Source organism: Streptomyces sp. NPDC031274 (assembly GCF_055570235.1).
Map to the genome: position 1 here is coordinate 1 of NZ_JBVIHP010000047.1, position 10,846 is coordinate 10,846.

The 10,846-nt window shown below is 70.7% G+C and carries 15 protein-coding genes; all 15 read left to right on the forward strand.

The window, feature by feature from the left end:
• Positions 1-332: 332 nt before the first annotated feature.
• The 15 genes from ACZ5CR_RS42050 (at position 333) to ACZ5CR_RS42120 (ending at position 10,845) form a co-directional block, all read left to right on the forward strand.
• Positions 333-716, forward strand: coding sequence for a hypothetical protein (locus ACZ5CR_RS42050; protein ID WP_468868028.1), 384 nt, complete (start codon positions 333-335; stop codon positions 714-716).
• A complete protein-coding gene (locus ACZ5CR_RS42055) occupies positions 713-1,516 on the forward strand; it encodes an SPDY domain-containing protein (protein WP_468868031.1) in 804 nt (267 codons plus the stop codon). Before ACZ5CR_RS42050 ends, ACZ5CR_RS42055 begins: the two co-directional genes overlap by 4 nt.
• A gap of 26 nt (positions 1,517-1,542) precedes the next feature.
• A complete protein-coding gene (locus ACZ5CR_RS42060; RefSeq protein WP_468612844.1) occupies positions 1,543-1,899 on the forward strand; it encodes a hypothetical protein in 357 nt (118 codons plus the stop codon).
• Positions 1,890-2,711 (forward strand): SPDY domain-containing protein, encoded by an 822-nt coding sequence (locus ACZ5CR_RS42065; RefSeq protein ID WP_468868033.1) that lies wholly within the window; start codon positions 1,890-1,892, stop codon positions 2,709-2,711. The genes ACZ5CR_RS42060 and ACZ5CR_RS42065 overlap by 10 nt, the downstream gene beginning before the upstream one ends.
• On the forward strand, positions 2,677-3,297 hold the full coding sequence (locus tag ACZ5CR_RS42070) for a hypothetical protein (protein ID WP_468868035.1): 621 nt from the start codon (positions 2,677-2,679) through the stop codon (positions 3,295-3,297). Before ACZ5CR_RS42065 ends, ACZ5CR_RS42070 begins: the two co-directional genes overlap by 35 nt.
• 11 nt (positions 3,298-3,308) lie before the next feature.
• Entirely contained in the window at positions 3,309-3,494 is a 186-nt protein-coding gene (locus tag ACZ5CR_RS42075; protein ID WP_468612848.1) for a hypothetical protein, read from the forward strand.
• Between the two features lie 3 nt (positions 3,495-3,497).
• Positions 3,498-5,288: a type IV secretory system conjugative DNA transfer family protein gene (locus ACZ5CR_RS42080; protein WP_468868037.1), complete on the forward strand. Its 1,791-nt coding sequence runs from the start codon at positions 3,498-3,500 to the stop codon at positions 5,286-5,288.
• Positions 5,289-5,383: 95 nt separating this feature from the next.
• The gene (locus ACZ5CR_RS42085; protein WP_468868104.1) at positions 5,384-5,641 is read left to right on the forward strand and encodes an XF1762 family protein; all 258 of its coding nucleotides are present in this window, start codon (positions 5,384-5,386) and stop codon (positions 5,639-5,641) included.
• A gap of 106 nt (positions 5,642-5,747) precedes the next feature.
• The gene (locus ACZ5CR_RS42090; protein ID WP_468612852.1) at positions 5,748-6,257 is read left to right on the forward strand and encodes a hypothetical protein; all 510 of its coding nucleotides are present in this window, start codon (positions 5,748-5,750) and stop codon (positions 6,255-6,257) included.
• Positions 6,258-6,289: 32 nt separating this feature from the next.
• Positions 6,290-7,012 carry a hypothetical protein gene (locus ACZ5CR_RS42095; RefSeq protein ID WP_468868042.1) on the forward strand — a complete coding sequence of 241 codons (723 nt, stop codon included), beginning with the start codon at positions 6,290-6,292 and terminating at the stop codon, positions 7,010-7,012.
• A 26-nt stretch (positions 7,013-7,038) separates the two neighbouring features.
• On the forward strand, positions 7,039-7,890 hold the full coding sequence (locus tag ACZ5CR_RS42100; RefSeq protein ID WP_468868044.1) for a hypothetical protein: 852 nt from the start codon (positions 7,039-7,041) through the stop codon (positions 7,888-7,890).
• Between the two features lie 385 nt (positions 7,891-8,275).
• Positions 8,276-8,581, forward strand: coding sequence for a hypothetical protein (locus tag ACZ5CR_RS42105; RefSeq protein ID WP_468868046.1), 306 nt, complete (start codon positions 8,276-8,278; stop codon positions 8,579-8,581).
• Between the two features lie 3 nt (positions 8,582-8,584).
• On the forward strand, positions 8,585-9,415 hold the full coding sequence (gene trpA, locus ACZ5CR_RS42110; RefSeq protein WP_468868048.1) for a tryptophan synthase subunit alpha: 831 nt from the start codon (positions 8,585-8,587) through the stop codon (positions 9,413-9,415).
• Positions 9,408-9,887: a hypothetical protein gene (locus ACZ5CR_RS42115; RefSeq protein WP_468868051.1), complete on the forward strand. Its 480-nt coding sequence runs from the start codon at positions 9,408-9,410 to the stop codon at positions 9,885-9,887. Before trpA ends, ACZ5CR_RS42115 begins: the two co-directional genes overlap by 8 nt.
• A 196-nt stretch (positions 9,888-10,083) precedes the next feature.
• On the forward strand, positions 10,084-10,845 hold the full coding sequence (locus ACZ5CR_RS42120; RefSeq protein ID WP_468868053.1) for a hypothetical protein: 762 nt from the start codon (positions 10,084-10,086) through the stop codon (positions 10,843-10,845).
• The last annotated feature ends 1 nt before the right edge of the window (position 10,846 follow it).

Sequence of the window (10,846 nt, forward strand, 5' to 3'; positions counted from 1 at the left end):
CCCCCTCCCCCCCCCCCCCCCCCCCCCCCCCCCCCCCCCCCCCCCCCCCCCCCCCCCCCCCCCCCCCCCCCCCCCCCCCCCCCCCCCCCCCCCCCACCGCACCGCTCGATCCCCGGAGAAACCCGTAGCAGCCCGCACACCCCCACCGATCAGCCACCGGCTCACGCCCCGACTCGCGACAGCCCTGTTCCGCCGCTACCTGCGCGCCTGCGTCCCGACCGGCCCAGACCGCACTTCCCCGCTGGCCGGCGCCCGCCCGGAGGCTGTACTCGCCGAGAAGCAGCGCGTCGGTCAGCGCCACCACCACTGACCGTCCACCGAACCGGAGGAGCATGTCCCATCCCGCCCCCTACCCGGTGAGGCTGGCCGACGAGATCAGCCGCCAGCTCAGCCAGCTCGCCGACCACCTCTCTCAGCTTCCCCCTCCCCAAGCCGCGCAGGTCATCGCCCGCGTTCTCGAACCGGACACCGGGGTCCTCGGCGGCGTCACCCACCTCGTCTCCACCGGCAGCGTGTTTGCCAAGGACCAGGCAGAACGAGGCGCTCTCCCCCCAGAGGTGTGGCTCGCTCTCGGCCGCGCCTCGAATGAACTGCACGACATCACCCTCGACCTGGACGAACACCAGGCCACCCTCAAGCACGTCGGCACCCTGCCCGCCACCACCGCGGCGAAGCCTCCGACACCCGCACCTCTCGTCGTCCGGCGGCGCTGGTGAAGAAGAAGCAGTGGCAGGGCTGGGGGCCGGGCGAGCAGGCCGAGCAGCACTACCTCGTCCAGCCCCGCGCCCTGGCCGGCGGCGGCGACGTCCGGCACGTCTCCGAGTTCCTGCGCGCCTCGGGCTGGCGGGACAAGTCCAAGTCAGGCGGCCCTCTGCACATGGAGAGCCCGGACCGTACCGTCCGCGTCGCCTACGACCCCTACGTCCTCCCCGGCGGGTGGACCATCCACGGCCGAGCAGACGGCCCCAACGGCGAGTGGTCGGCGCACCTGGGCCGGCAGACCCCGGTGGAGATCGTCGCCGGTCTGACCGACGCCCTCAACCGTCCCCGCTCCGCCCACGCCCCCAATGTCTGGGCCCCGTTGCAGGAGCAGAACTGGCACGCACGATTCGAGGACCAGAACTACACGGCGACCAGCCCCGACGGCACCGCGTGGATGCAGTACCACCAGGGCGCCGACGGCTCGGCGATGTGGTGGACCGGAGCCAAAGATAAGCAAGGCAACGGCTGGACGGCCAACTTCACGCCGAACACCCCGATGCACCTGGTGCAAGCCTTCTCGACCGAACTGGCCGACCCCGATCCCGTGATGCGCCCGCGCGGACGCGTTCCGCACAGCGCGCAGATCCGTACCTGGTCAGTCTCCGTCAAGCCCTCCCAGCTCAGTGCGTGGCAACAGGCCCGGATCACGGCCGCCCGCGCCGCCACCTGGGCCCGCAACAGCGCCCGAAGCCCTGGGCCTCGCACCACCGCCCGCCCCTACACCCCGGCCGGCGGCGCCCGGACCCGCCGCTGACCCGCCGCCTCGTCCCAAGGAGCCCGATGCCCGCACTCACCCCGGACACCATCCGCACCGTGACCGAAACGCTCTCGGACCTCACCGACTACCTGCGCGAGAACCCCGACCCCGCAGAAGCCCTCACCCTCGTCGAGCCCCTCCTCGACGAGTACACGGGCCTGCCCGTCCAGCTCGCCGACACCCTGCGTGCCCTCGCCCGCGCCGTACAGGAAAACCCGGACACGCCGCGCAATGCGCAGGGCGACCTGCTGATCACTGAGCTGCGCACGGCCGCGTGGGAACTGGCCGACCAGCACACCCTCCACTACGTGCTGGACGATCTCCGCGACCTGTACAGCAGCACCGTCGCGAACGAGCCGGGGTGCTGCCGGTGTCGTTGAGCGAACGGCAGCTCGCCGCCTTCGCCGACAAGCACGCCTGGCAGATCCCGTTCGACACCAACCCCCGCCACCTCGCCGGCCCCGGCGATGCCCGCCACGTCACCCACGGTCTGGCCGCCGCCGGATGGAGCGCCCTCTCCGACCCCTTGAGCGCCGAGATCGTCATGCGCAGCCCCGACCTTCGCCACCGCCTCCAGTTCGACCCGCAGTCCCGCACCTCAGCATGGTGGCGGCTGCGGGCCGAGCCCACCGACACCGAGCCCGGCTGGTACGCCGAGTTCGGCGAACTCGTGCCCGCCGAGGTCCTCGCCGCCTTCACGGACGCCCTCATCGTCCCGCCGCCACGGCTGCCGGACCCGTGGCAGCCGGTGAACTCGGCGGGCTGGCACCGCGCCTCAGACGGCACCGCACGCTCGCCGGACTCCATGTGTCACATCGAACTGCGCCCCGTGAGCGAATTCCGCGACCGGCCGTCCTGGCACGTCGAGACCCGTGAGCCCGGTCACGGAGAGTTCCCCGGCCCCCGCATCTGGCACGCCTACTTCGACGAGAACACCCCCGCCCACCTGGTCAGTCCGTTCCTCACCGCACTGGCCGACCGCAGCCCGCTCCAGCGCGGCATGTACGACCGCACCGGCCACCACAGCGCCGTCCAGGAGCCCAGCCCACTGCGCCCACAGCAGGTGGTAGACGCCCACACCGCGCGCCTCAAAGCCCTCCGTGCGCAGGCACTCTCCGCCCGCCGACAGCAGACAAAACCCGCGACGATCCCGGCGAATGCCAGAACCGTGCCGTCGGCCGTTCGCCGCTGAACCGACAGGACTCCACCTCATCTCCACCGACCTCCACGCACACCGCGACTCCCTGCATCACCTCGATCACTACGTGAGGGACAGCAAGAAGATCCTCGATGCCTGGGACGCCTACTCCGACAAGCACACCGACCTTGACGGCTGGCCCTACGACGACCGCACCTACGGCATACGCGCGAGCCAGCGAGACGCCGACACCGCCGAAGCGTTCGAGCCGCTCCGCTACGGCGCACGCCATCTGCTGGCAACGGCCGAGACACAGCTGGCCCAGCTGCCGGAGAACACGGTCCAACGCCGCTGGGTCTACCAGTTGGGCGTCCTGCGCGACGCCCTCGACCGACTCGACGAACTGCACGGGCAGTGGCTGGAAACCCGCGACGCCCTCCCCGCCACGGCTACGCCCGGCACCGCCGACTTCGACGACGCCCTGGCCGAGCATCACGCCGAATCGTGGAGCTACCTCGACGACTGGGCCACCCACGGCAAGACACTCCGGGAAATCAACACCGCCGCCCGCAAGGCCCATTCGCCTCTGGCCCCTGCACCGGCCCGCTCACCCGCCCTGCGCGCGGTGGCACGGAAGTGACCGTGCCACCGATGCCCAGGACCGTCGAGGTCGACTTCATCACCCCGCGCCACCTCTCCGGCGGCGGTGAAGAACGAGTCCACTCCCTGGCCGCCCGCCATGCCGTCCAGGCCCCCAGCTCAGCGACGAGCGCGACAGGTGCTGTCTACGCACCGCCGCAGTCGCTGACCCCACCACCCCCGTCCGGAAGCACGTAGCCCTTGCCCCCCTCCTCCACCAACAGCAACACCGACGGGTACGACCTCGCCCTGCGGCTCCTGCTCGGCGTGCTCGCCGTCGTCGTCCCCCTGTCTCACCTGGCCTGGCTGTCCGGCAACATCTCCGCCTACCTCACCGGAGGTGCCTGGGCTCCCTACCAGCCGACCAACGCCTTGCTCCATCCCGAGCAGGTCTGGCCCGAAGCAGGGGAAACGTCCCTGCTAATCGGTGCACGCATCGTCCCCGTCGTCCTGCTTCTGGCCCTCGGAGTGGGAGCGGGCGTCCTGTGGGCCCGGCACAAGAACCGCAGCGGCGGCCGGAAGAAGATCACCGATATGGCCAAGGCCCGGGACATCGAGCCGCTGATGGCCAAGGCCATCTCCGACAAGGCCCGCTCTCTGCGCCCGAGCCTCAAGGACGCCAAGCACATCGAGGCGAAGGACACCGGCATCCTCCTGGGCAACCTCCAAAACAGCCGCCACGAGGTACGGATGGGGTTCGAGGACGTCGCCGTCGCGATCATGGCGCCTCGGTCCGGGAAGACCACCTCGCTCGCCATCCCCTCCATGCTCAGCGCGCCCGGCCCAGTCCTCCTCACCTCGAACAAGGCCGCGGGCGACGCCTACACCACCGCCTACGAGGCCCGGGCCAAGGCGGGGGCGGTGTGGACCATGGATCCCCAGCAGATCGCCCACGCTGCCCGCGAAATGTGGTGGAACCCCCTCGCCACCGCGACCACCCTGGACGGGGCGAACCGGCTCGCCGGACACTTCCTCGCCGCCTCGGTGGACGCCTCCCAGCAGGGCGACTTCTGGTCGAAGGCCGGCAGCAACATCCTGTCCCAACTCCTGCTGGCCGCAGCGCTCGACGAACGACCCATCACCGACATCATGCAGTGGCTCGCCTTCCCCGCCGACCGAACTCCGCTGGACATCCTCCGCGACCATGACCTCGCCGCCGTTGCCGCCCAGCTCAAGGGCACCGTCGAGGGCCCCCCGGAGACGCGCGACGGCATCTACGAGACCGCCCGCCAGTACGCTGCCGCCCTGCTCAACAGCGAGATCGCAGCATGGGTGACGCCGCAGAAGGATGTCGCCGAGTTCCGGCCCGCCGACTTCGTCACCTCCACCGACACGTTGTTCCTGCTGAGCAAGGACGGTGGCGGCGGGGCCTCGGCCTTGATCGCGGCATGCGCGGACTCAGTGATGCGCGCCGCGACCGCCCAGGCCGAGCGCGCCGGGGGACGCCTCGACCCGCCGATGCTCGCGATCCTCGACGAGGCAGCCAACGTGTGCAAGATCAGCGACTTGCCGGACCTGTACTCCCACCTGGGCAGCCGCGGCATCATCCCGATCACGATCCTCCAGTCCTACAGGCAGGGTCAGAAAGTGTGGGGCGATGCCGGCATGGATGCCATGTGGTCCGCCTCGACCGTCAAGGTGATCGGCAGCGGCATCGACGACCCCGACTTCGCCGACAAGCTCAGCCGCCTGATCGGCGACCACGACGTGGAGACCACCTCCACCTCACACTCCGAGTCCGGGAAGTCGACCTCGGTCAGCATGCGCCAGGAGCGGATCCTGCCCGCCGACGCCATCCGCGCCCTGCCCAAGGGCACCGCGCTCTGCTTCGCCACCGGCATGCGTGCCGCCATGCTCGACCTGCGCCCGTGGTATCTGGAGACCGGCGCGAAGGAGCTGTCCGCGGCATCCGCCCGCGCGTCGCAGGCGATCACCGCCCGCGCCGTGGCGAAGCACGCACCGACACAGTCCGACTTCGGGAAGGCCGTGTGAGCGACGCCCGGCCGCACTTGGTGCCGGTCCGCTCGCGAGAGTCGAAGGTCTTCGTGCGCGCCTGACACCGTCACCACCCGCCGCCCGCAGGGCAGATCTTCGCCGTCGGCGCCGCCGACGAGAGCGGCACGCTGCGCGCCGTGGCCATCGTCGGCCGGCCGGTGGCCCGCCGCCTCGACGACGGCGCCACCCTCGAACTCACCCGCACCGCCAGCGACGGCACTCGCAGCGCCAACTCCCTTCTGTACGGGGCGTCGTGGCGCGCGGCGAAAGCCCTCGGATACCAGCGCCTGATCACCTTCACCCAGGAGGGGAGAACGGTGCCTCCCTGCGCGGCGTGGGCTGACACCTGATCGCCAGCCGCCCGCCCCGAACCGGATGGCACACCCCCTCCCGCCCCCGCGCCGGCCACGGCAACGACCACGTCGCCCGCTTCCTGTGGCAAGCCCCCTGAAGCACATGCCTGGAGACGACCTGCACACCTACGAACCCACCGACCTCGACGACATGTCCCCGCGCCAGGCCGTAGACGCCGTGACCGCGGACATACACGACCACCACATCACCGTGGACGGCACCGGCCTGTTCAACGCCACGCGGCACATCGAGCTGCTGTGCCATCTCACCGCCCGCATGGCCGCCGACGCCGAGTACCGGCTCGCGCCGAACATCGCCGACCTCCCTCCCGCAAAGAATCTCGGTCAGAGCGCCGGCCACCTCGGGCGGGCCATCGCCCACTACACCCAGGCCCTCGCCCCGCTCCTGACCCTCACCACCACAACGCAGGACACACTCCAGCAAAAGCTCGACTCGCTCGACTACCACAGCCGCCTACGAGTCCACCTGGACGATGCCGACCGAGCCCTGGCGGCGGCCAGTACCGCGCTGGGAGTACCGCGGCCTCCCGCCGCTTCGAGCACACCCGTTCCGGCACCGCTGCGTGCCCCGGCCGTCCGGCGCCGCGCATGACGGCGCCGGCCAATGATGGCCTGCTATTCGAAGTGGCCGCCCCGCCCACGCCGGTTGAACGGCTGCTGCTCCTCGCCAACCAGTACGTGCAGCACAACGACACGCTCGACCGCCTTCTGCGGGCCGGTTCGCCGTCCGAGCCCGACGCCCACGTCGCCTCCGCCGAGCAGCTTGCTTCCGCGACCCACTCCGCCATCACAGCGGTCACCGACGAGCGGCTCTTTGAGAGTCACGAACTGTCGGACGCGGTGGTCCGCCTCCAGCAGCTCGCCTTCCTGAGCAGCGCCTCCGCGGACCACCCGCTCTCGATGGCACACACGCTGACCGCCCTGGCACCGGCAGCAGCCATGGGCTGCGCCGACACCGTCGCCGGCGAACTGCGACGCCGACGTGGGAGAACGACCGACGCTCCCGGCCATCGGCTGACCGACACGCACCAGACCGCGCTGTGGGAGATCGCCTGCGGGAACGTCGTGGCGACCAGCTCCCAGGGACGGCAGTACGTCCACTACCGCGACGAGCGTGTACTCATCGGCACCTTGCGGTCGCTGGAGGGCAACGGCCTCGCGGAACGCGTCGCGAAGTCCGCGCCCTCCGCCTACATAGGCGGACCGCTCCAAGACCGCATCCGCCTCACCGCCGCCGGCATCACTGCCCTGGCCGCCGCCATCAGCCGCCCACCCGCCACCAGAGCACCCAGCCCAACACCCGCACGCTCACCCGCCGTTGCGAAGGCGGCCACCCGAAGCCGCTGACCCGATCCCCGGAGCAACAACACCCCATGCCCCCGCTCGACCTGCCAGAGCAAGTGGACCAACTACGCACTCTGGCCCATGGCTTCGAGGCCCTGCACGCCCGCGTCCGAGACGTCTCGTACACGCCCGGCACCGACGCGCTGCGTCAGATCCGCCCGCTCCTGCTCACGGCCCAGGACCCGACAGCCACCACCCTCGTCCGCCTGGGCGCGCTCGACTCCAGCGCGTACACCGCCGTCGCCGGCAGCCGCGCCAGCCTGGAGTGCCTGGCCTCGGTCGTGGTCGCCTCCTCCCTGGCCGGCACCGATCTGGCCAGCGCGCTGTACGCCAACCCCTACGAAGGCGCGCCCTTCCCCGGCTACCTGGCGGACGACGCCTCCGTGCGGACCGCTCGCCATGCCGAGGCCATCGCGAAGATGACCGGCCACCTCGCCGACGCCGCCCACCAGCTCGACCTGAGTGCGACCGGCTGCCACTACGTCGCCACCGGTATCACCCGCCACCTCGTCGCCACACGCAATGCAGAGGCCACCGCACAGCGGGCGGTCGGCCCCGCACTGACCGGCACACAGTACGACGCTCTGAGGTCCTTCTCCCTCGGCGGCTGCCGACTGTATGAGAGTTCGCAGCGGGGACTGGGGGTGACCCGCGTCGCCACCGACGACGGAACCCGCGTCTCCATCACCACTTACCGGGCCCTGGCCAAGCGCGGGCTCCTCCACCGGGACACCAGCACCTCCCTTTTCCACGGGCAGAAGATCACCGTCACCGAAGAAGGACAGCTGGCCCTCGCCAGGCCGCGCCCCGCAGTCACGGCGGCGCCCCCCGCGGCGGGGGCTGCTCCCAAGTCTTCTGCGGTGCAGGCAGCGCGCCGGTGACGCACTTCGAGCCCCGGGGCGCTGCCCGCCGCTCCTCGCCTGCCGCCACCAGCCCGCCGGCCGCGGCGCCTTCGGCACGTCGCCGCGCTCGCTGACCACGTCCTCACCGCCATCCCATGGGAGTTACCACGTCCTCCGACGCCCCGACCCCGCATGATCTCGCCCGCGCCCTCGCCGATCAGATCCGCCCTGGTGCCGCTCCACGGGACGTGACCGTCCACTTCGGCGTGCGCCGGCTAGCGGCGGCCCAGTACGACTATCGCTCCCGTGGTGGACCCGTGACGGTCTACGCCCAGGCCCTGCACGCCGCTCTCTACGGCCTTCCCACGCACGAAACGAGCCGCTGCCCTCGGCCTTGGACGCGCTCTTGCAGACCACGCACACCGTGACCGACCCGCAACAGCAGACCTCGGTCCTGCGGCAGGTCGCCGAGCAGCTGCGCAACGCCGCCGAGATCCTCCAGCGCCATCAGTACCAGGCCCAATGGGACCGGTTCCCTGACGGTGTCGCCGAACAGCTCGCTGACGCCCGCGACCAGGCCCAGCAGATCGCCGAGGCCCTCGACCGCGTGGCTCCAGCCTTCAGCAACCGGCCCATCAAGGACACCGCGCCCGGCCTGCAAGCCACTCACGGCCGGAGTGCCGCCGCCCCCGTGGCCTCCCCGGCTTCATCGACCGCACGCCGCCGCTGACCTGTGGCGACAGCTCACCGCCGAGAAAGGCGCCTCCTGGCCCCCGCCGACTCCCTCCACAGCCGCCTCACCCAACCCCGTTGCGCGCTGGGCGTGTTCGTTCCCGCCGGGCTGTACCCGTCCCATGCCGAGCGCCGTCATCTCGACCAGATCGCCCGGGCAGGTGCCTGCCTGTTCGAGGTCGGCCTCGCCCACCATGACGCCGGTCTCGACGGACCCGTCATCCAGGCCGCCTACCGCCGCGCCCTGCGACGCGGGAACGTCCTCGACCCCACTCTCCGCATGGTCGAGCACGCCGCGAGCCTGCGGCCGACCGTCGTCATGACCTACTGGGAGCCCGTCAGCCGGCACGGCCCCGAACATCTGTCCCGCCTGTTCGCTGACGCCGGTGCCGCCGGAGTGATGGTCGTCGACCTGCCCGACCGCCAGGCAGCCCGCTGGCAGGCCGCAGCGAAGGACGCGAACCTTCGCACCCCACGCCTCGTCCCACGCCACAGCGCTGACACCGACCTCGCCCAGGTGACCGCCGGAGCATCAGGATGGCTCTACGCACCCGCGAGCACGGCTCCCACCGGCTACCGCGGCCCGCTCGACATCCCGGCGCTCGCCGACTTCACCGGACGCCTTCGCGCCGCAAGTCCACTGCCCGTGGTCTCGGGCGTGGGGATCTCCACCCCCGCCCTCGCAGCCACGGTCGCACCGCTGGTGGACGCCGTCGTCATCGGCACCCCCATCGTCCGCGCCCTGGCCACCGATCCCAGGCAGGCCCCGGCACTGACTGCCGCGTTCGCCCAGGCCCTGACGCCGAACACCTCCACGGAGCCCCGTGTCTGACCGCTTCACCCCGGTCCAGATCCTCGACCGGATCACCACTGACGCCCTCGCCCTGCACCGGGCCCTGCGCGCCCCCTCTCCCGCTCCCGCTCCCGACCACGCAACCGCGCTGGCCCCGCGGATCAGCGACGCTCAAGAACTCGCGGACAGCGCACTGCGGTTGTTCCTCGACCTCGCCGAGCACACGCCGCAGCCCTCTTCCGCGAATCTGCTTCTCCTCGAACGAGTCACGCAGATCGCCAAAGCCGCCCAAGACGCGGGCGCAGAGCTGACCGCGGCCGTTGCCCGCGCCGTGGAGAACCAGCGCCGCCGAGCCGACGCCGCGCCAGGACGGGCCGTCCTCGTCGGCCCGTCACCACAGCAGTTCATCGAGTCGGCCACCGACCTCCTCGACCGCATCCCCGCCCTCCATCACGCCATACACCGCGACCGGCTGCTCACGCCCACCCCGCTGACGCACCAGCCGCAATGAGGGCGCCCCCCATCCCCCACCTCCAGGACAGACCATTTCAGATCAACCTCAATTCCGCGCCCTTTCCCTGGGCGCGGGTGTTCAGTCCAGCACCCTCCTCGCCCTGTCGGCCGAGGGGATTCTCCCCAGAGTCGACTACGCGATTTTCGCCGACACAGGCTGGGAACCCGAAGCGGTTTACACCCACCTTGACCGCATGGAAAAGGAGATAGCCAGTCCCGCCGGAATTCCGGTACTGCGGGTGTCGTCCGGAAACATTCGCAGTGACGCCCTGAATCCGGATCACCGGTTCGCATCCATGCCCCTCCATATCCTCAACAAGGACGGGCGACCTGGGATGACCCGAAGGCAGTGCACGGGCGAATATAAGGTTAAGCCAATAAAGCAGAAGGTTCGTCAACTGCTTGGGCACCCCTACCCGTCACGCATCCCCAAGGGCGTGTTCGTCGAGCAGTGGGTGGGAATCTCCACCGATGAGTTCCATCGCGCGAAGGACGCTGACGTCAAGTACATGCGCAACAGGCACCCTCTCCTGGACCTGAATTGGAGCAGGACTGACTGCGTGCGCTACCTGACCTCACTCGGGCTTGCCGATACACCTAAATCGAGTTGCCTGGGGTGCCCGTTCCACGGAAACGCGCAGTGGCGCCATATCAGGGACGCCTCTCCGTCCGAGTGGTTGGACGTCGTCGAATTCGACGCGGCCATCCGGCAGGGCAATGCCCGCGCCAACGCATCGGGAAGCCGACTGCTCGGCGAGGCGTTCCTGCACCGCTCCCGCGTACCGCTGAGCCGGGCTCCGATCGACCATGTCACCGCCGCCGAGCGGGCCGCCCTGCGCATCGGCGTGGACGAGGCAGACGAGTTGGAGAACGGCGTCGAGGACGGCTGCTCGCCCTGGGCGTGCCGCGGGGACGCCGACGCGCTGGCGCGGGACGACTTCGGGCTGGCCACGTGAT